Source organism: Candidatus Enterococcus courvalinii (assembly GCF_017315945.1).
Taxonomy (GTDB): Bacteria; Bacillota; Bacilli; order Lactobacillales; family Enterococcaceae; genus Enterococcus_B; species Enterococcus_B courvalinii.
Map to the genome: position 1 here is coordinate 72,753 of NZ_JAFLWI010000004.1, position 19,877 is coordinate 92,629.

Below are 19,877 nucleotides of genomic sequence, written 5' to 3' on the forward strand. Positions count from 1 at the left end.
ACTGCTTGCTTTTATTTAACTGTAAAGGACGGAGAGGTGAAAACTATTGAAAAGAAAGCTGATTTTAGCATCACATGGAAAGTTAGCATCTGGGATAAAATCTTCTTTGGATTTGATTTGTGGAGAAAAAGAAATTGAAACACTAGATTGCTACTTGAGTGAAGATTTTAATTTAGAAAAGGAAGTCAAAAAAATAATGGAACGCCACCAAGATCATCAGTTAGTAGTTGTGACGGATTTATTTGGTGGGAGTGTGAACAATGAATTTTTAACGTATATTCAACAAGATAATTTTTATTTAGTTACAGGAATGAATTTACCTTTTTTAATTGAGTTAACTATGCAGTTTCAAATAACAGAATCACTCCCAAGTTTAATTAAAGAAACTTTAGAGAAAACGAAACAAACGATTCTGTTTTGTAATTCATTAATCAGCAACGAAGTAGAGGAAGAAGAGTTTTAAATCATGAAATAAATGGAGGAAAAATAATGATTTTATTAACAAGAGTGGATCATCGTTTATTACATGGACAAGTGGCATTTTCTTGGACACAAGGGTTGGGGGCAGATTGTATTTTGATCGCAAATGATGATGTACCAACAAATGAAATTCGGAAAACGACAATCAAGTTAGCTAAACCACAAGGAGTAAAGTTGGTTATCAAAAATATCGAAGATTCAATTTCAGCATTACAAAGTGGTGTGACAGATAAGTACAAACTTTTTATTGTAGTGGAGTCAATTGCTGATGCCAAGAAATTAGCAGACGGCTATCCAGAAATCAAAAAAATCAATTTGGGTGGAATCAAAGCAAAAGAAGGAACACGAAGTCTGGGTAAAGCAGTCAATGTTTTACCGGAAGAAGAAGATCTATTAGCAGAAATGGTCGATAAAGAAATCGAAGTAGAAATACGACAAGTACCCTCTGATAAAAAAGTTATTGTTACTGAAGTTCTTTAAAAGAAAGGTTGAAGAAAAATGTTCATTCAAGCAATTTTACTCGGACTTGTTGCATTTATTGCCCAGTCGGAATATGCATTAGGAACATCGTTACTGTCACGGCCAATCGTTACAGGTTTATTTACTGGACTAGTATTAGGTGATTTGAAGACTGGAATCGTTATGGGAGCTACGCTAGAATTAGCATTTATCGGTTCATTTTCTGTTGGTGCAGCGATTCCACCAGATGTCGTTACTGGTGGTGTGTTAGGAACAGCTTTCGCCATTACTGCTGATGCGGGACCAGAAACAGCTTTGCTATTGGGCTTACCTATTGCGACATTGACTTTGATTTTAAAGAACGTCTATCTTGGTCTTTTGATTCCAATCATGAACCAAAAAGCGGACAAATACGCTCTAGAAGGAAACTATAAAGGTGTTGAGCGAATGCATTTGACTGCAGGGTTTGGTCTATCATTGATGCTAGGTTTAGTGGTCATGGTTTCATTTGTGGTGGGTAGTAAAACAATCGGTGATTTATTAAACATGATTCCTGATTTCATTCAGCATGGATTATCTGTAGCAACGGGATTGATTCCAGCACTTGGATTTGCTATGCTAGCACGACTTTTAATCAATAAAGAAGTAGCACCGTATTTTTTCCTAGGTTTTGCTTTAGCTGCTTATCTAGAAATTCCAGTTACTGGAATCGCAATTTTTGGCGCTATCGTAGCGGTCGTAGTTGTTAACATTATGAATGTACGTGGTAATCAAGAAAACAGCGCCCAAACTTCAACAGGAGGGATAGTTGATGAGGACTTCTAATGAGAATAATGAGTTGAAAATCACTAAGAAAGAACTGAGCAAAGTATTTTGGCGTTCATTTCAGATGGAATTTTCTTGGAATTATGAGCGACAAATGAATCTTGCTTATTGTTATGCAATGATTCCTATTTTGAAAAAACTTTACAAAACTAAGAATGAAATGGCCAATGCTTTGAGACGCCATTTGGAGTTTTTCAATACAACACCACACATTGTTACGCTGATTTTAGGAATCAATGCAGCGATGGAAGAAGAAAATGCCAATGATCCCAATTTTGATGTGTCCACGATTGATAATATCAAAACCTCACTTATGGGCCCATTGGCAGGCATCGGCGATTCTTTCTTTTGGGGAACACTACGTTTAATTGCTACTGGTGTAGGTACTTCGTTAGCAATGCAAGGAAATATATTAGGACCTATTCTATTTATACTTATTTTCAACATACCTCATTTACTATTTCGTTATTTTGCAACATCTTGGGGATATAAGTTGGGAACAGGGTTCTTAAAGAAAATTCAAGAAAATGGCATGATGGGAAGTTTGACATTGGGAGCCTCGATCATTGGTTTGATGGTAGTGGGAGGAATGACAGCTTCAATGATTGATATCAATATTCCATTAAAAATTGGCACAGGAGAAAATGCAGTAACAGTTCAAAGTATTTTTGACGATATTGTTCCTCAAATTTTATCGCTTGGCGCTTTCGGTGTGGTCTTTTACTTACTTAAAAAGGAAGTCAAAGCATTAACGATTTTATTAGGCTTAGCTATCTTTGGGATTTTTGGTTCATGGGTCGGCTTTTTTTAGAATGGGGGAAATAAAATGGAACCAATGACAATGCTTCACTATATCAATGAGGAACAAAAAGCACTGTCTAAAATTTTAGATGAGTATGATTTTACGTTAGATCCCAGATTGACAAAGCTGAAAACAGTGACAATTTTGGCTACAGGATCTTCGTATAATGCGTGTTTATCCGCTAAAATGGCATTTGAAAAAATAGCTGATGCTACGATTGTGATTGAAGAGCCGTATCATTTTAATCATTATGGACGACTAATAGCGGGAACAGATACGATTATCGGTGTTTCACAAAGCGGGAAAAGTGCTTCTACTGTGGATGCTATCAAAAACTTAAAAAGTAGTGAGATACAACAAATTATTTTAACAAGTGATTTAACAAGTCCCATTGCACAAATAGCTGATTATGTAATTGATTTGAATATGGGAGTTGAGACAGTAGGGTTTGTGACAAAAGGTTTTTCAGCAACGGTGCTACATCTTATGCTACTTGCCATTCGTGTTGGCGTTTCTAAAAAACAGATTGATAGTCACCGACTAAACGAATTAAAAAAAGAATTATATGAGCTAATCAGTCATTTTCAAGGAGTGATTGACCAGTCGAATGCTTTTTTTGAACAACACGAGAAAATATTGAAACTTGGTGGAAGATTCGTTGCATTAGGTTATGGACCGAATTGGGGAACGGTAAAAGAATTTGAAACGAAATTCACTGAAACAGTTCGTCGTCCTAGCCAAGGATTTGAGCTAGAGTCATACATGCACGGTCCTTATTTGGAGGCAAACTGGGAACATACGCTGTTTTTTGTTGAAACGCCAAGTTGTAACAAAAGTCGGTCATACGCATTAGCAAATTATATGGCTAATTATGTTGGTAAATTGTTCAAGATTACAACAGAGGACAGCCCTGATAGTGATACTTTGGCATTGAATATTGCTGTTTCTGAGGAGTTTTCTCCACTACTACTAGTTATTCCGTTTCAAGTATTAGCTTATCGTATAGCCACAACCAAAGGGATAGATTTAAGCAAACGAATTTTTAATGATTTTGATTCAATATTAAAAAGTAAAATAGAAAAAGTTGAGGAGAGTTAAAAATGTTGAAATTTAATGAACAAAAACAAGTTGATGATATTCAAGGTGCATTAAACTTACGTCCACACGTAGAGCACATCGTAGATAAGATTTGCAAAAAAGGATATGATAACATTTTTTATTTAGGAATTGGAGGAACATACGCTTCAGCACTACAAGCGGAAACGTACATTAAGGGACATAGTAATTTACCAGTTTACGTTCAACACGCTGCCGAATATTATACGACAGGAAATCGGAGATTAACGAAAGATTCACTTGTGATTTTGTCATCTGTTACTGGAACAACGGAAGAAGTCGTTAAAGCAGTTAATGAAATCGAAAAAGTTGGGGCAACATTAGTAGGATTTATTGATACAAAAGATACACCACTTGCTGAAAGCTGTGACTATGTAATCACTTATCCTGCACCTGGTACAGAACAAATCAAATTCTTTATGGTAGCTGATCGACTAATGAATAACAATGGTGATTTTCCTGACTATGAAGAATATTACGCGGAACTAGAAGGTCATTTAGCCAAAGGATTAGTTGAGGCAGAAAAGCAGGCAGATACTTTTGGTCAAGCATTCGCGGAAAAACATCGCCACGATACAATGCATTATTTCATTGGTGCTGGTAATCAATGGGGAGGTGTATATTCGTATGCAATGTGTTATTGGGAAGAACAAAGTTGGTTGCGATCCAAGTCAATTCATGCAGCTGAATTTTTACATGGCACATTAGAAATCGTTGATGAAACAACACCAGTAACTTTATTCCTAGGCGAAGATGAGCAACGGCCGCTAGCTGAACGCGTAAAAAAACTATTACCACGTATCTGTGGAAATTATACGTTTATTGATTCAAAAGACTATCCTATCGAAGGAATTAGTGAAAAAAATAGAGGGAGAGTATTATCTCATTTATTGATGCACTGCGTGACGCAACGAATAGATGCTCACGTTGAAAAACTAAATTGTCATCCACTAGATATTCGTCGTTATTATCGTCAATTTGAATATTAATTAAGAAAAGAATGAATCTCTTTTGTGTGAGCAAAAGAGATTCAGACTGTAGACAAACACGCTCAACACGCTATTATTTTAATGATGTATTTTGTATCTAAGATTAATAGTTAGTGATATAGCAGACGAAAATAGCAATACAGCTAGAATTGGAATGTAGAATCGCGAGAAACAATCGGACAATTTTTGAGGTGATTAAATGATGTAGATCCTGAAAAAACGAACTGGGAAAATTGGCTTAGCCAATTCGATTACAGGGTTTGAAATTTTGATTCTAAATGCCGAAGTTAGTGATGGAAAACTTCATTTTATTTAAAAGATGTTTCTTTGCAAAATTATGTAGATTTAAGGACAACTATCGCTGGTGATGAAGGTGTAAAATCACCAGCTAAGATTAGCAGTTTACCGCAATATATAATGAGAAAATGAGTATGGTTGAATTACGCAACAGTTAATTCAACCATACTCATTTATTTAATAGAATAATCAGTTAGGAGAGGAGGAAACTTCAAGTGAAAAGCTTTTTTTAGTTGAAATCACTATACCGACAAGCTTGCAACAATTCATTGACAATTTAGTCAGTTAAAGCACTAATTAGCGATAGTTATGAGTGAGTCGTTTATTCAACTTGGACTGCTAAAATTATACTCATTTGAAAATTCAAAAATACTTGCATTTTCTTTCGTTTATATGTATAATTTCGATAATTTAGGGTTATTTTTCAGGAAAAGGGGTAAGGTGAAATGTCAAAGTATCAACGGAAAGTTTTATTGTCAACATCAGCGGGAATCGCATTAGAAAATATGGATATCATGTTTTTAGCTTTTTCTTTATCTTCAATGATTGCAACTTTTCATATTAGTGGCACACAGGCGGGAATGATCGCTACAATCACTAATTTGGGGATGCTCGTTGGAGGTATTTTTTTTGGGCTCATGGCAGATAAATATGGACGAGTAAAAGTATTCTCACAAACAGTCATTTTATTCTCAATTGCTTCATTATTGATGTTTTTTGCTTCAAATATCTATCTCGTTTATCTTTTTCGTTTTATCGCAGGGATTGGTGCAGGGGGAGAATATGGCGCATGTATGTCCTTAATTTCTGAAAGCTTTTCGAAAAAACAAATTGGAAGAGCTTCTTCGATTGCAGGAATTGGCGCTCAGGTAGGGGCTGCTTTAGCAGCTATTTTAGCAGCTCTCGTTATTCCTTTGTTCGGTTGGAAAATGTTGTATGTTATTGGGGTACTGCCAGTGCAAATTGCTGGTTACTTTGGTTTGATGAATTGGTTACCTTCCATTATGCAGAAACAATTAGGTTTATCTGTCTCAGGTTCTTCCATATGGATGGTTAGTACGATTGCAGGGATGTCACTAGGAATGTTGACTTTTGGTATCATTATGGACAAATTAGGACCTAGAACTGCATTTACGTTATTTTTGATTTGTTCTTCATTGTCAGTCTTCCTACTGGTAATGGCTCACAGTCAATGGAGTTTAATCGCAGCTGCAGTTGTCGTTGGCTATTTTATCAACGGCATGTATGGCGGGTACGGTGCAATTATTAGTAGTTTATATCCAACTGAAATTAGAGCAACTGCGAATAATTTCATTATGAACTTAGGACGTGCAGTTGGTGGTTTTTCTTCTATTATTATTGGTTTTTTGATGGATCATTATGATTTGACCGCAGTTATCATTTTTTTAAGTAGTATTTATCTAGTTAGTTTGCTAGTTTTGATGACACTTACTGAGGTTAAAGCTTTAAAGGTAAGTTTGCAAGAATAGATGGTATTGAAAGAGTTTAGCTGATTTAGATGCTAAGGTCTTTATGTATTACGTGATAAAAGGAACTACCTTCAATAGATAGTCCCTCAGACTGTAGACAAATATGTTCAACATTTAGAAAATAGAGTGTTGAACGTATTTTTTTGTCTTAGTATCAAAGTAAAAAAAGAAAAGTGAAAGCTTTTCTTTTAGCCCCATAGGGCCAACTTCTTTAAATTCATGGCAGCAAAAATTAGCCTCGTATGCACTGCGACTTTTTCCAACAAGGAAACCATCATGTATTGATTTATTTCATTCATTGCGTGTTTTGACATGTTTCTTTCGCGTTTCTTTAAAGCACTTTCGTATATTAAGCGTAAAATAAAAAACTGTAGACGTCATCCCTTTTTTGGGACTTTGTTTACAGTCTGGAACCTCTTTTGTGTGAGCAAAAGAGGTTTTTGTTTTGTAGAAAAAAATGGATTATCTTACTAGTCCTTACTGAAGAAATTCCATTTAAAATCATTTGGCCATCTATTTAGGAATAAATGGCTGGTTTTGGTCGTTAAAAAAGCAAATTTCCTGCTTTCTACAGAAAAAGGGACAATTTAGGACAAAAGAAAAATGCGGGTATTTCCAGAGCTTGTTAACATAAATTCTAGAGTTAAGATGCTTGATTTGTCAACCATCCATAAAGTGAAAGGGGGAAAGCAACATGGGAATGGAAATGAAAAATATTAACGTCTATCGTGTGGGATTTTGTAGTCAAAGAAAAGGTGGTGGGTTGTTACATTTAGAACGAGCTTTTGCATTTGAGCCAGAGATGACTGAGTTAGAAATCAAAACGGTTTTGCTTACTCGTATGGGGAGAATCTTAGCCATTGAATATATTGATGAAATCGAGCGAGATGTCATATATTGGTAACTTAATTTCACTAAGGTGTTAAAAAAGAAGACAGGAGGAAAACAGTGTGTAAATTTATTCGTACATGTTTTCTAGTATTTCTTTGTACGCTGACCTTGGGTTATGCCATAGAAGCAGACGCCGGAACAGCTGTCCAAAAAGAATCCGAAGTGCGTGTGAGAATCGTCAACCCACAGGATAGCGAGTTGGTCAATAATGAGAACAACTTGCTTCCCAAAACAGGAAGCGTTGCAAATAACAAGCTTTTCTTTGGTGGTATTTTACTACTGCTAAGCGGAGCATATTTAATCAAAAATAGAAAAAGAAAGAAGGAATAAAATTGATGAAAAAAGTAGGATTAACAGCAGTCGGTATTTTAGCTATTACAGGTGGTAATGTTGTTGTACAAGCCACAACAGAATTTCCAGATGCAGGAAAAGCAGAAAGTTCAGTACGCGTATTGATTGAAGATGATGGCGAAGTAATCATTCCTCCGGTTGATCCAGGAGACCCAGAACCACCGATTGATCCAGGTAACCCAAATCTAGAGCCGGGTTTATTAGATATTTTATACGTATCTCCTTTAGACTTTGGCACAGTTGTGATTAATGGGGAAGAACAAGTGATTGCTGCAGCAGATGACGTAGACACAGCGGGGCAATCATTTTCGCCAATGGTCACAATTCAAGATCGTCGAGCAGATGCTCAACGTCAGGGTTGGACTTTAACGGTTCGGTATGAAGATGATTTTTTAGATGGTGCAGAAATCAAAATGAATCCATATATTCATAGTGGCAATCAGGAAGATTTTGGTATTGATCCTGGTGGAGAAATTGCATTAAGTACCAACGCAACAATATTTGCGGAAGCTGGTCAAGTACCGTACGCCCGTCACACTGTTTCTATGGGAATGGCGCAACCAGATCAAGCTGTTCAATTAGTTATTCCTGGTGAAGATTATGCTTCAGGAGAGTATACAACGACGATTGTCTGGGAATTAACGGATGGTCCATTGGGCTAAATACTTGATCACTCACATTAAAACTCCTTATGAAAGAACTGTTTAGGAAAAGACTAATACTGAAATTAGAAAAATAAAGATCAGAAAGCAGGAAGAAAATAAGATGAAATCAATCAAATTATTCAGTACGTTCACTTTAATAGCAACATTCGTAGGCATTGGTGTCCAAGTGTCAGCTGCAACTTATGATGGTCCTCTTGATGCCAATTCTTCTGTCACAGCAGAAATTACCATTCCGCCAGTTGATCCGGGAAATCCAGAAATTCCTCCCGTTGACCCGGGAGAACCAGAACCACCAATTGATCCGGGGGAGATGAATCCGGATCGTGGAGATGGATTATCGATTCGATATGTTTCCTCACTTGATTTTGGAAGCGCAGAATTTTCAACGCAAGCACAACGTCTAACTGCAAAACCTGATTCTGGAATCGATGAAGAGTTGGAAGAACAAGAATTTGAAAACATGGTCACGGTAGAAGACATTCGTGGTGAACGAGATGGCTGGACATTGACGGTTCGTCAAGCAACGGAATTCATGAACGGGTCTGTGATGTCGATAAATCCTCATGTGGTAGAAAATGACTTTGGTGTAACGACTGCCTCAGGTTCATTAATCGTAAATACAGAAGATGAAGTTTTTGCACAAGCAGATAATCAAGAGGCAGATGCAGGTGTGATTTCGATGGGGATGGGGAATGTCACATTAGATGTGCCTGCACGTGCAGGTGTTGGTGCATACGAAACAACCTTGATGTGGAATTTGACAAACGGACCAGAGTAAGACAAAAAACAGGGAAAGAGAGCTGTCCCTGTTCTGTTCATCAGTAAAAAACACAGCTAAAAAAGAAAGGAAGATGCATACGTGCGACGAGTAGTAGTGGGATTGATTTGTTTAGCCTCTGTAGTAGGTTTGTTTTTGACTAGAGGCAATTTAGTAGAAGCAAGTTCACCTGATTTTAGTGTACAAGCAGTGTTGCCCGAAAGCCAAACAAATGAAGACGTTTCGTATTTTGATCTCACCTTAGAGCCAAAACAAGAAGAGACTTTGGCAGTTCAAGTGACAAACAATTCAGAAGAAGAAATGGCACTGGACATCGGTGTGAATACCGCAACAACCAATAGCAATGGCGTAATCAATTATGGATTTAATGAAGCAGAACCAGATGCTACCTTGCCAATCAATTTTGCTGAAATCGTTGAACTTGAAGAACAATCAATCACACTAGATGCAAAGGAGACACGTACGATTGAAGCGAAAGTGATAATGCCAGAACAATCTTTTGATGGTATCTTGCTGGGTGGAATCACAGTTTCTGAACAAGTGCCAGAAAGTGAAAGCCAAATCACAAATCGCTTTTCCTATTCCTTAGCGGTGGTTATTAACCAAACAGACCAAGACGTCTCGCCGACAGTGGACTTAACACAAGTAACCGTTGACCAACGAAATCGACGAAGTTTTGTCGTTGGTTCGATTCAAAATCAAGCGCCGATGATTTTGAATGACGTGCAGGTGGAAGCACAAGTGTTTGAAGAAGGAAATGAGACACCCATTTATGTAGAAACACGAGGAGATATGCGCATGGCTCCTAATTCGACCTTACCTTTTGGGATTAGCACAGGCACGAAACCATTACAGGCCGGTAATTATCGATTAAAAATGGTGGTTGCTTCTGGCGAAGAAGAATGGGAATTTGAAAAGGATTTTACCATCACCGCACAAAAAGCGAGAGAATTAAATGAGCAAGCGGTGAATTTAGAAACGAATCAAACCAGTCTTTACTTGGCAATAGCCAGTGGTGTGGTTGTGTTGTTGTTATTGGTGATTGCTTGGTTAGTGTATTCAAAACGAAAAACGAAGTAGGTGAAAAAATGCAACAGAAAATCTGGCGGAAAGTCTCCGTCCTATGTATGGTTTTAGCTTTGATGATGCCAAGTATCGTGCAAGCAACAGAAATCGTTACCACAAGTGAAACAGAAGTAAGCACTGAGAAAATGGCAGAAGAAACTTCTAAGGATGTTCAAGTATCTAATGAGAAACTATCTATCGAAGAGGGGAATCAGCAAATAGAGCCTGTCGTTGAAGAAAATGAGCCAGTTGTTTTAGAGGAAGAGAATCCAACCATTGTGGAAGAGCCAACCAACAAGGAAGAAAATAGTGATGTGCCAGAGAAAATGGGGGATGCAGAATCACTAGACGAAACGCTAGAAGAGGAACTAAGTGACTCTGATACAGTTGTAGGGGTAACTGCTGTCATAGAGAATGGAATTGAGTTTGAACTAAACCAAACAGATGACACAGCAAAGGTCACAGCTTACCACGGCGCGGGTGGACAGGTGGACATTCCAGCAACTGTTTTTTGGAAGAACTGGGACTACGATGTGACAGAAATCGGTCCGAGTGCTTTTCAATCTACTAATATAAGCGATGTGTTTCTACCATCTAGTCTAAGAATTATAGCTGATAACGCATTTTATAATAACTTTATTACGGAGTTAGTAATCCCAGATAACGTAATTACTATAGGGGCTCGAGCGTTCGGGATGAACAATATTACGAGGGTTACAATCCCTCCTTCCTTTAATTCAGGGGGGGGAGAAATCTTTGACTATAATCCTTTGAAGTATATGGAGACGGAAGTAAACAATGTAGAGGTGCTAGCAGGTGTTGGAATATTGGCTTTGATAGGAGGAAGTGCTACGGAGAGAACGATTTTGCGCGTAGTAGATTACAAATCGGAAACTGAACGAGAACTAGTGCTAACAAAAGGGGAAGAAGTAAACTACGAAATCTCTCAACAGTACCGAGTAAGTGCAAATCTTCCCCTTAATTGGGAAGAATATACACCTACAGTCCAGTGGTTCAAGAATGATACTAGTTTATCTGGAGAAACAAATCCGTTATTACAACTTGAATCAGTTACACCGGGAGATAGTGGCGTGTATCATGCGGTAGTTGATGGAGAACGATTTCCTGATCTTACCTTGGAAGTAATAGACGAAAGCATAGAGCAAGCTGAATTTGACTTTGAATTTAGTGGAACAGAGGACGAGTCAACTGCAACTCTTATCCGTTATAACGGCGAAGGTGGAGACGTTATTATTCCATCAGAGGTTCTGAATAATGAAGAAGGTTGGGACAAGCCTTCGCCAGTGACAGAAATCAAAAATGAGGTATTTTATAATAAAAATCTTGCGAGTGTCGACATCCCGAATAGTATTGAAACTATAGGTGAACAGGCTTTTGCTGGGAATAAACTTTCATCGGTGATTATTCCTAATAGTGTCACTCATATGGGGATAGAAGCATTTCAAAACAATGATCTCACAAGTCTAACACTTTCAAATAGTTTACAAACCTTGGAAGAGAGAGTGTTTAGTGGAAATAATCTTACAAATATTTTCATTCCGAGTAATATTCTTTTAATGCAGAGTGAAATTTTTGAGGATAATCCATTACATTATGTAGAGACTTCTGCAGGGAATGTAAATAGCTTAAGAATTAGATTAACCCAACTTGCGATGACAGGAGTTACTGAAAGAACAATCCTTCGAGCCTTAGACTATGAAGTAGGGACAGAAAATGAAAAATCTGTATTTGTTGGAGAAACAGTTGGTTTTGCGATTGCACCACAATATCAACTTCGCTCAACTGAAAGCCGAGTCTGGGATAGCTACACACCTGACGTACAATGGGAAAAAGATGAAACGACTATTGAAGGTGCGTCTTCTACCATTTTAGAACTGGTAAATGTGCAAGAATCAGACAGTGGCGTCTATCGAGCAATCGTCGATGGAATGATCTTTCCTGATTTACAGCTACAAGTAAAGCCAGAAATGGAACCGGAAATCCCCTCGATTGATCCAAGTGAGCCTCCTGTATTCCCAGAAGAAGTGAATCCGGATATTGAAGGATTATCGATTCGTTATGCAAGTGACATGCATTTCAATTCTGCACCGTTTAGTTTACTTGATCAAACGCTATTATTAGCTAATCAAGATCAACGACCAATGGTAACTGTGCAAGACATGCGCCCTATAGCAGAACGTTCGGGTTGGGAATTGTTGGTGAGTCAGGATGCGCTATTTATGAATGGGGCAGAAATAGTGATAAATCCATATGTTCATCAAGCCAATCAAGACAATTTGCTCATAGAAGCGTCTTCAGAGTTAGTTTTAAATGATGCGCCTCAACGCTTCGCAGGAACAACAAACACTGAGCAACCAAATCCAGCGGGAATTGTCTCAATGGGCATGGAAAGCGAAAAAAATCCAATGTCTCTCAGAGTACCAGGAAAAACCGGGGTCAATAGTTACGAAACAACTGTTCATTGGCAATTAGTTACGGGCCCATAGATGTATTCTTTTTTACGACCGATGAATACTTTAAAAAGTTAAGGAAATGAATCAAATAAACGTGTGGTTTGATTCGTTGAGTAATTTCTTGGAAAGCAACATAAATCCATGCGATAACCATAAATAGATCAACTAGCAAGACCATAAAGTAGTATCGAAGAAGCCATAGCTAATGATCGGTTGTTAAAACTTTCATCTAAGATCTTAGCTATGGCTATTTTAGTGTTATCTCTAATTTGTTAGGAAGTGAGTCACAGAAAGATAGTTACCAACAAGCCTTAATGAAAGAGGGTTATCCTATTTCATGGTATGATAATTTTAGGAGTCGTGTAAACGTCTACACAAAATAGAAAGAATTGGTATGGGTTATGGAAAGTAAACAAGTAAGGAGGAAACGACATGTATAAAATTGGCGGACGTTTAGTGCTGAACAAGGCGACTAAAAGAAAGATGGCAATGCTGAATTACTTATTAACAGGCCCAAAAACCATACAAGCTACTGCGAAACATATTCATTCCTCAGAGAAAACAGTGCGACGATTATTAGCTATTTTAGAAGACGAGCTGCCAAGCGAGATAAAATTAGAAGTACTAAGATCCTCTGTCCTTATTTTGCATGTCTCTGACTATTTTGTTTTTTCAATAGGTTCCCAAACGTTTACTTTAGATTTAGAGGAAGTTTGGTTTATCGAGACCTCAGACATTCCCCATCGCTTAATTCTTTATGTTGCAGATGGTCAATATGAATTTTATGGGAAATTGAGTGAATTGTCGGATAAGTATCCAACTTTATTTAAGATAAACCGATCATGTTTAGTTAACTTAAACAACGTCAAAGAAGTGAACTATAAAAATCGATTTGTTTATTTTAGCCCAGACCTTTTCAGAACGTTTGCAATTGGAAAAGCTAAAAAGATCAAAGAGGCACTCGCAAGCCTTTAGAACATAAAAAAATTTCGATTTAATCAATTTAGCCGAGAGAATAAGTAGATCAAAAAAGAAGAAACCGACCGGGGATTCAGTTTGCCAGTCGGTTTCTTCTTTTTGTGTCATCTTTCTTTTTTAAAAGAGGATACAGCAAGGAAATTTGCAAATTACTTGAGTTGTTCCATTCTTTTATCGGCACTCATCACATGGTGACGCTATCAAATAGCTTCACATAATTTGCCTCATGAATGTCCAAAAGTGAAAGAGCTTCAAATGATTCTTTTTAAGAGGATTTTGATTAGCCATAGATATTTTTGCCAGATTCTTTCTATCATTGAGTACACCTCAGATTAATCAGATCGGTTATTTGAAAATTTCCATTTTGTATGCAGTTAACGATGTGCATTTGTCTTTTTAAATAGCAGATGCGTTGTTTTTGCATGATTCTATCTCGACCTTTATACAGCGATTTTTACTACGCTGAAAATATAGCACAGAAGTTTCTCTATCGATAAAAAATGTCTTGAAGTATATGATTTCTAGCTTGAATAAAAGAGAAACCAGCTGTTTTTTTACTCAGGAGTATTTTTCCCATGATTCAAGACATAATTGATTATCAGTTTAAGGCAAATGGCATACTAGTGTTAGTTAGTTATGTTAAATGGTAAATGATTTATCGCAGGATTCGATTAATGTGACAAGTTTGATAAAACATTCACCTACATAAAAAAAATGTATACTTTTGAGAAAGGAAAAGTCATATGAGGCGTTTTTCTTGGATTCAACAGCAAGACGAAAAAGATTGTGGCGTTGCCTGTGTGGCAATGATTTTAAACTTTTATAAATCAGAAGTTCCTATTTATAAATTACGTGAATTTTCTGGAACAGATTTAGAAGGAACTTCAGCTTTTGGCTTGAAAATGGCTTTGGAAAAAGTGGAATTTGATTGCTTAGCTGTTCAAGCAGATAGTGAAGTTTGGAAGGAAACAGAGTTGCCCACGCCACTAATTGCACACATTTGTGTCAATAACAGCTATATGCATTATGTAGTTGTATATGGTGTGAAAAATGATTTCTTATTGATTGCCGATCCAGCAAAAGGAAAAATAAAGAAAACGATAATAGAATTTTCAAAAGAATGGACAGGTGTTTTACTTTTACCAACACCAAAGGATTCCTATCAGCCAAGTAAAGAAAAAGTTGCTGGGCTAAGTTCTTTTTTCCCAATTATTTGGCAACAAAAAAATTTAGTTGCACATATCATACTTGCTTCATTATTTATTACGCTATTTGGAATAGGAAGCTCCTATTATTTTCAAGGAATCTTAGATTATTTCATCCCAAATCAAGCGCGATCGACATTAACGATTGTTTCCATTGGTCTGATTTTTGTCTACTTATTTCGCGTTCTTTTTGAGTATAGTAGGAACTATTTATTAGTTGTTTTGGGTCAGCGCTTAAGTATAGCTATCATGTTACACTATTTTAAACATGTTCTTTCACTACCAATGAATTTTTTTGCTACCAGAAAGTCAGGGGAAATTATTTCTCGATTTCTTGATGCAAATAAGATTATTGATGCTTTAGCAAGTGCGACACTTTCAATCTTTTTAGATATCGGAATGGTTTTGCTTGTTGGCGTTACACTAGCTATTCAAAACAGTATGCTTTTCGTGATTACTTTGGGAACGTTACCGTTTTATGTTCTGACGATTTTTACTTTTGTCAAAAGTTATGAACGCGCAAATCAAGAGGAAATGATGGCAGGTGCAGCATTAAATTCAAGTATAATAGAGAGTCTAAAAGGAATTGAGACAATCAAGGCATATAACAGTGAAGAAAAAGTTTATCATCGAGTTGATCATGAATTCGTTAAGTTGATGAAAAAATCTTTTCGCACAGTGACTTTGAATAATCTACAGCAAGGAATCAAACATAGCATTCAATTGATTAGTAGTGCGCTTATTCTCTGGTTAGGTTCATTTTATGTGATGGATGAAACAATTAGTTTGGGTCAGTTAATTACCTATAACGCATTATTGATTTTTTTTACAGATCCTTTGCAGAATATTATTAATTTACAGGTCAAAATGCAAACGGCTCAGGTAGCAAATAAACGATTGAACGAAATACTAGCAATTGAGCCTGAAAAAAAGGAAAGCTCAACGAAACAAACAATCACTAAAGAAATATTTCAAAATGGGATTCATTTGGAGAACGTAGCTTTTTCCTATACTATGAAAACTCCAGTATTAAAAAATATTTCCTGTCACATTGTTGCACGCAGTAAAGTCGCTTTAGTAGGCGTAAGCGGCTCAGGAAAATCCACGTTGGCAAAGTTACTTGTGAATTTTTACACGCTTACTGATGGAGCAATTAGTTATGGCAAAATCAATCATTTAGATATTGACTACGCACAATTACGAGAGAATGTGACCTATGTTCCACAAGAGTCATTTTTTTTCAGTGGTACTATTCTTGAAAATTTGACATTTGGGTTAGTGAATATACCGAACTTTGAACGGATTTCAGAAGTATGTGAGGTTGTTCAACTAAATGACTATATTAATCAACAACCTTTACGATTTGAAATGATGATAGAAGAAGGGGGCGCGAATCTTTCAGGTGGGCAACGTCAACGACTAGCAATTGCTCGAGCATTATTGAAAAATTCAGATATTTTAATATTAGATGAAGCAACCAGTGGACTAGACACATTATTAGAGCATGCTATTTTAGAATATCTGCTGGGTTTAAAAGAAAAGACAATCCTCTTTATCGCTCATCATTTGCCAATTGCGAAAGCTTGTGACCAGATTCTTGTACTTCACGAAGGTAAACTTGTTGAAGAAGGGACGCATGAGGAGCTAAGATCAAATCGTGGTATGTATCAAAAACTATGGGAGATTTAACAATGGTGGGGGAAGTAATGAAAAATAAAGATTGGCTTGAGCACTCAAATGTATATCGACAACAACATCAAACTTTTTATCGTTGGATCCTCTATCCTATTATGATTTTTTTTCTGTTCGCTGGCTTGTTCTTAGCATTTGCTAAACATGAAATCGTTGTACGAGCACAAGGACAAATAACTCCTTTATCCACAGAAAAGATTCAAGTACCGATAGAAGCAGAGATTAAAGAAAATAGATTACAAGAGAACTTAACAGTGAAAAGTGGAGAATCTCTAGTTATTTTTAATACGAAGGAATTAGCTAATGAGAAAGCCCAATTGGAAACAGAAATTGAGAACTTTATAAAACAAAAAGAAGCAGCGCAGCTTTTTCTTGATAGCTTAGCTGAAGGAAAAAATTTTTTTAAAGTAGAGGATGCTTTTGGTTATAGCAACCAATTAAAAAGTTTCTTTGCAGAAAAAGAAGCTAGTGAGTCTTTATCAAAACAAATGCTGGTAGCAAATCAGAAAGAGCAAGAAACATATCGGAAAAATATGGACCAGCATAGTCAGGAGATTATTATACGAAAAAATGAACAATCTGAGTGGGAAAAAGTAAGAACAGCATGGAAAGATCAAAAAACAATTAGAGATGTTTCAGAAGCAATCGAAGCTAAATATCAAGTATGGCAAATGGAACTAAAAAATGATTCAGAAGATAAAAAAGAGCAAATCCAAGCAACTACTTTGACAGCCATTGATGAGCAAATCAGCCACTTAAAAAAAGAAGTTAAACAACTACAAATGGAACAAGAAACGCTTGTCAAACCTGTTACACCGGAGGATGAAATCAACTCACAACGTGAAAGGTTGGCACAAAGTAAGGAAGAAATTTTGGCGAAAACGAAGCAAAAGATACTTGAATTAGATGAGTTTGAAAAGAAAAAGAAAATACTTTTAGAGAATGTAAACGAACAAATCGATTTAGGAACAGTACGAGCCAAAAAAGACGGTATTCTCCATTTGAATGATGTAGTAAATGAACAAACCTTCCTACCAAAAGGAACACTTTTAGCAGAAATTTATCCACCCATGCAAGACAATGAAATACCATTTACTGCTAGGATACCAGCAAATGAAATGACACATATCAAAACAGGAATGCTCGTTCACTTCAAATTAGATAGAAAAGCTGTAGCAACAACACTTGATGGAGAGATAACAGAAATACCTGAAACTAGTACTACAAACGAACAAGGCGTTTTTTACTTGATCAAAGGGCGATTACAATCAAATAAAAAAATAGTGGATCGTTATGGTCTGACGGGGGAGTTATCGCTGATTATCGGAAAGAACACTTACTGGGAACAAATCAAAAAAATTTTATTGAATCACGAATGAACGATTAGTAAAATAATTCCAATTTATTGACTAAAACGAAAAGAACCTCTTAAAAAATAATAGAACATACGAACATAAAAGGATTGTTTCAGCAGAACAAAGGGAATAGCTGTGATAGAAATAAAAAATAAAAAATAAAAAAACAACAACGAAGGACTAAACTATGTGCCTTCGTTTTTACTTTTTCACGAAAAAAGTTAGTATAATTAGTTTACAAAGCGAACATACGTTTGTATAATGAGCATGAAGTGAGGTGTAACGACATGCTAGATTATTCAAATGAACCTGTGAATGATTACTTCATGATCGACATGAAAAGTTTTTATGCTTCAGTTGAATGTATCGAACGTGGATTGAATCCTTTGACAACAGAACTGGTTGTTATGAGTCAAGCTGATAATACTGGTTCAGGTCTGATTCTAGCGTCTTCGCCAATGGCTAAACAACAGTATGGAATCTCTAATGTTAGCCGACCAAGAGATTTGCCTTCCCCTTTTCCTGACAGTTTGATTATTGCTGCGCCTAGAATGAATTTGTACATCAAAAGAAATATGGAAGTAAATGATATTTTTAGAAAGTATGTAGCAGATGAGGACTTACTGATTTATTCAATTGATGAATCGATTTTGAAAGTCACTAGCTCAATGAAATTATTTACGACGGAAGGGAAAAGTCGTAGCGACCAACGGAAACAATTGGCTCGAAAAATTCAGCGACATGTTTATCGAGAAATGGGATTGATTGCCACTGTAGGAATAGGGGATAATCCTTTACTTGCTAAACTAGCATTAGATAATGAAGCAAAAAGAAATGAAGGATTCATCGCTGAGTGGACATATCAAGATGTTCCTAACAAAGTATGGCGTATCAGAGAAATGACTGATTTTTGGGGGATTGGTTCACGCACCAAAAAACGATTGAATCAAATGGGGATCATGTCGATTGAAGGGTTAGCAAATTGGAAACCTTATTCACTTAAAAACAAATTTGGTGTGATGGGATTACAATTATATTTCCATGCTAATGGGATTGATCGTACAGACATCGCAGTCGTCCCACCTCAAACAAAAGAAAAGAGCTATGGAAACTCTCAAGTTTTGCCAAGAGATTATACTAGAAAAGAAGAGATTGAGATTGTCGTGAAAGAAATGGCTGAACAAGTGGCAATCAGAATTAGAAAACAGGGTTGTAAAACCAGTTGTATCCATGTAGGGATTGGTACGTCTATTTTAGAAGAAAAAGAGGGATTTTCGCGCCAAATGAAAATACCTTTGACAAATAACACAAAAGAACTTCAAATGTATTGTATGTATTTATTTCATAAATTTTATGATGGACAAGAAGTCCGACATGTTTCTATAGCTTATAGCAAGTTGGTGTACACCGATTCCATGCAACTAGATTTATTTAGTGATCCAGAAAAACAAATGAGAGAAGAAAATTTAGATCGAATCATTGATAAAATTCGTGGGAAATATGGATTTAGTTCAATTGTTCATGCATCTTCTTATCTTGAAGGTGCAAGAAGTATTGACCGAAGTCATTTGGTTGGTGGGCATGCTGGGGGAAATGGAGGAATCGACCATGTTTGATTATGAAGATCGGGGGATTATCAAATGGCAAGGAATGTATTTATCTGACCATACTGAAAAAATTGCTAGTAAGACGAAAGAAACTGCTCAGGTCAATGTGGCAAAAACACAAATGACAACTGAAGCAATCTCAGAAGTGTTGAATACTGCTATCATTAAACAAGAATCTGTTGCTATACAAATCGAAGAACGGGATTCTGAAGGCTATTATCCTAACGATATTGTTGGTCTTGTTTTAGGACATGATGAGTTAGGAATCTATGTAGGTTCTAGCAAAGTGAATTATGATGAAATTAGGCATGTGGAATTTTATCATCCAGTTAAGTGGAGCTTAATAGAGTAATTTATT

The 19,877-nt window shown here is 36.5% G+C and carries 18 protein-coding genes; all 18 read left to right on the forward strand.

The features are described from left to right. Positions 1 to 46 precede the first annotated feature (46 nt). The 18 genes from JZO71_RS03465 (at position 47) to JZO71_RS03550 (ending at position 19,871) form a co-directional block, all read left to right on the forward strand. The gene (locus tag JZO71_RS03465) at positions 47 to 463 is read left to right on the forward strand and encodes a PTS sugar transporter subunit IIA (RefSeq protein WP_206898203.1); all 417 of its coding nucleotides are present in this window, start codon (positions 47 to 49) and stop codon (positions 461 to 463) included. A gap of 26 nt (positions 464 to 489) precedes the next feature. Beyond that, on the forward strand, positions 490 to 960 hold the full coding sequence (locus JZO71_RS03470; RefSeq protein WP_206898204.1) for a PTS sugar transporter subunit IIB: 471 nt from the start codon (positions 490 to 492) through the stop codon (positions 958 to 960). Positions 961 to 978: 18 nt separating this feature from the next. Next, positions 979 to 1,764, forward strand: a complete 786-nt coding sequence (locus JZO71_RS03475; RefSeq protein ID WP_206898205.1) for a PTS mannose/fructose/sorbose/N-acetylgalactosamine transporter subunit IIC — start codon at positions 979 to 981, stop codon at positions 1,762 to 1,764. Continuing rightward, positions 1,751 to 2,575, forward strand: coding sequence for a PTS system mannose/fructose/sorbose family transporter subunit IID (locus tag JZO71_RS03480; RefSeq protein WP_206898206.1), 825 nt, complete (start codon positions 1,751 to 1,753; stop codon positions 2,573 to 2,575). The genes JZO71_RS03475 and JZO71_RS03480 overlap by 14 nt, the downstream gene beginning before the upstream one ends. Before the next feature lie 15 nt (positions 2,576 to 2,590). Further along, positions 2,591 to 3,664 (forward strand): SIS domain-containing protein, encoded by a 1,074-nt coding sequence (locus tag JZO71_RS03485; RefSeq protein WP_206898207.1) that lies wholly within the window; start codon positions 2,591 to 2,593, stop codon positions 3,662 to 3,664. 2 nt (positions 3,665 to 3,666) lie between these two features. Continuing rightward, entirely contained in the window at positions 3,667 to 4,671 is a 1,005-nt protein-coding gene (locus JZO71_RS03490) for an SIS domain-containing protein (protein ID WP_206898208.1), read from the forward strand. A 743-nt stretch (positions 4,672 to 5,414) separates the two neighbouring features. Beyond that, the gene (locus JZO71_RS03495; RefSeq protein ID WP_206898209.1) at positions 5,415 to 6,458 is read left to right on the forward strand and encodes an MFS transporter; all 1,044 of its coding nucleotides are present in this window, start codon (positions 5,415 to 5,417) and stop codon (positions 6,456 to 6,458) included. A 694-nt stretch (positions 6,459 to 7,152) separates the two neighbouring features. Further along, on the forward strand, positions 7,153 to 7,362 hold the full coding sequence (locus JZO71_RS03500; protein WP_206898210.1) for a hypothetical protein: 210 nt from the start codon (positions 7,153 to 7,155) through the stop codon (positions 7,360 to 7,362). Between the two features lie 44 nt (positions 7,363 to 7,406). Continuing rightward, positions 7,407 to 7,679 carry an LPXTG cell wall anchor domain-containing protein gene (locus JZO71_RS12570; protein WP_206898211.1) on the forward strand — a complete coding sequence of 91 codons (273 nt, stop codon included), beginning with the start codon at positions 7,407 to 7,409 and terminating at the stop codon, positions 7,677 to 7,679. A gap of 5 nt (positions 7,680 to 7,684) precedes the next feature. Continuing rightward, the gene (locus tag JZO71_RS03510) at positions 7,685 to 8,362 is read left to right on the forward strand and encodes a WxL domain-containing protein (RefSeq protein WP_206898212.1); all 678 of its coding nucleotides are present in this window, start codon (positions 7,685 to 7,687) and stop codon (positions 8,360 to 8,362) included. A 103-nt stretch (positions 8,363 to 8,465) separates the two neighbouring features. Next, the gene (locus tag JZO71_RS03515; RefSeq protein ID WP_206898213.1) at positions 8,466 to 9,143 is read left to right on the forward strand and encodes a WxL domain-containing protein; all 678 of its coding nucleotides are present in this window, start codon (positions 8,466 to 8,468) and stop codon (positions 9,141 to 9,143) included. An 81-nt stretch (positions 9,144 to 9,224) separates the two neighbouring features. Continuing rightward, positions 9,225 to 10,223: a WxL protein host-binding domain-containing protein gene (locus tag JZO71_RS03520; protein ID WP_206898214.1), complete on the forward strand. Its 999-nt coding sequence runs from the start codon at positions 9,225 to 9,227 to the stop codon at positions 10,221 to 10,223. 8 nt (positions 10,224 to 10,231) lie between these two features. Beyond that, positions 10,232 to 12,715, forward strand: coding sequence for a leucine-rich repeat protein (locus JZO71_RS03525; RefSeq protein ID WP_206898215.1), 2,484 nt, complete (start codon positions 10,232 to 10,234; stop codon positions 12,713 to 12,715). A 399-nt stretch (positions 12,716 to 13,114) separates the two neighbouring features. After that, a complete protein-coding gene (locus JZO71_RS03530; protein WP_206898216.1) occupies positions 13,115 to 13,657 on the forward strand; it encodes a LytTR family DNA-binding domain-containing protein in 543 nt (180 codons plus the stop codon). 746 nt (positions 13,658 to 14,403) lie between these two features. Further along, positions 14,404 to 16,554: a peptide cleavage/export ABC transporter gene (locus JZO71_RS03535; protein WP_206898217.1), complete on the forward strand. Its 2,151-nt coding sequence runs from the start codon at positions 14,404 to 14,406 to the stop codon at positions 16,552 to 16,554. 2 nt (positions 16,555 to 16,556) lie between these two features. After that, the gene (locus JZO71_RS03540) at positions 16,557 to 17,936 is read left to right on the forward strand and encodes a bacteriocin secretion accessory protein (protein WP_242590377.1); all 1,380 of its coding nucleotides are present in this window, start codon (positions 16,557 to 16,559) and stop codon (positions 17,934 to 17,936) included. Positions 17,937 to 18,199: 263 nt separating this feature from the next. Then, positions 18,200 to 19,528 carry a Y-family DNA polymerase gene (locus JZO71_RS03545; RefSeq protein WP_206898218.1) on the forward strand — a complete coding sequence of 443 codons (1,329 nt, stop codon included), beginning with the start codon at positions 18,200 to 18,202 and terminating at the stop codon, positions 19,526 to 19,528. After that, positions 19,521 to 19,871: a hypothetical protein gene (locus tag JZO71_RS03550; protein ID WP_206898219.1), complete on the forward strand. Its 351-nt coding sequence runs from the start codon at positions 19,521 to 19,523 to the stop codon at positions 19,869 to 19,871. The genes JZO71_RS03545 and JZO71_RS03550 overlap by 8 nt, the downstream gene beginning before the upstream one ends. Positions 19,872 to 19,877 lie beyond the last annotated feature (6 nt).

Bases quoted from the DNA above. Each gene is read 5' to 3' on its own strand.
- JZO71_RS03470 (WP_206898204.1), top strand. From the start codon at position 490: ATGATTTTATTAACAAGAGTGGATCATCGTTTATTACATGGACAAGTG.
- JZO71_RS03475 (WP_206898205.1), top strand. From the start codon at position 979: ATGTTCATTCAAGCAATTTTACTCGGACTTGTTGCATTTATTGCCCAG.
- JZO71_RS03480 (WP_206898206.1), top strand. From the start codon at position 1,751: ATGAGGACTTCTAATGAGAATAATGAGTTGAAAATCACTAAGAAAGAA.
- JZO71_RS03485 (WP_206898207.1), top strand. From the start codon at position 2,591: ATGGAACCAATGACAATGCTTCACTATATCAATGAGGAACAAAAAGCA.
- JZO71_RS03490 (WP_206898208.1), top strand. From the start codon at position 3,667: ATGTTGAAATTTAATGAACAAAAACAAGTTGATGATATTCAAGGTGCA.
- JZO71_RS03495 (WP_206898209.1), top strand. From the start codon at position 5,415: ATGTCAAAGTATCAACGGAAAGTTTTATTGTCAACATCAGCGGGAATC.
- JZO71_RS03500 (WP_206898210.1), top strand. From the start codon at position 7,153: ATGGGAATGGAAATGAAAAATATTAACGTCTATCGTGTGGGATTTTGT.
- JZO71_RS03510 (WP_206898212.1), top strand. From the start codon at position 7,685: ATGAAAAAAGTAGGATTAACAGCAGTCGGTATTTTAGCTATTACAGGT.
- JZO71_RS03515 (WP_206898213.1), top strand. From the start codon at position 8,466: ATGAAATCAATCAAATTATTCAGTACGTTCACTTTAATAGCAACATTC.
- JZO71_RS03525 (WP_206898215.1), top strand. From the start codon at position 10,232: ATGCAACAGAAAATCTGGCGGAAAGTCTCCGTCCTATGTATGGTTTTA.
- JZO71_RS03530 (WP_206898216.1), top strand. From the start codon at position 13,115: ATGTATAAAATTGGCGGACGTTTAGTGCTGAACAAGGCGACTAAAAGA.
- JZO71_RS03535 (WP_206898217.1), top strand. From the start codon at position 14,404: ATGAGGCGTTTTTCTTGGATTCAACAGCAAGACGAAAAAGATTGTGGC.
- JZO71_RS03540 (WP_242590377.1), top strand. From the start codon at position 16,557: ATGGTGGGGGAAGTAATGAAAAATAAAGATTGGCTTGAGCACTCAAAT.
- JZO71_RS03545 (WP_206898218.1), top strand. From the start codon at position 18,200: ATGCTAGATTATTCAAATGAACCTGTGAATGATTACTTCATGATCGAC.
- JZO71_RS03550 (WP_206898219.1), top strand. From the start codon at position 19,521: ATGTTTGATTATGAAGATCGGGGGATTATCAAATGGCAAGGAATGTAT.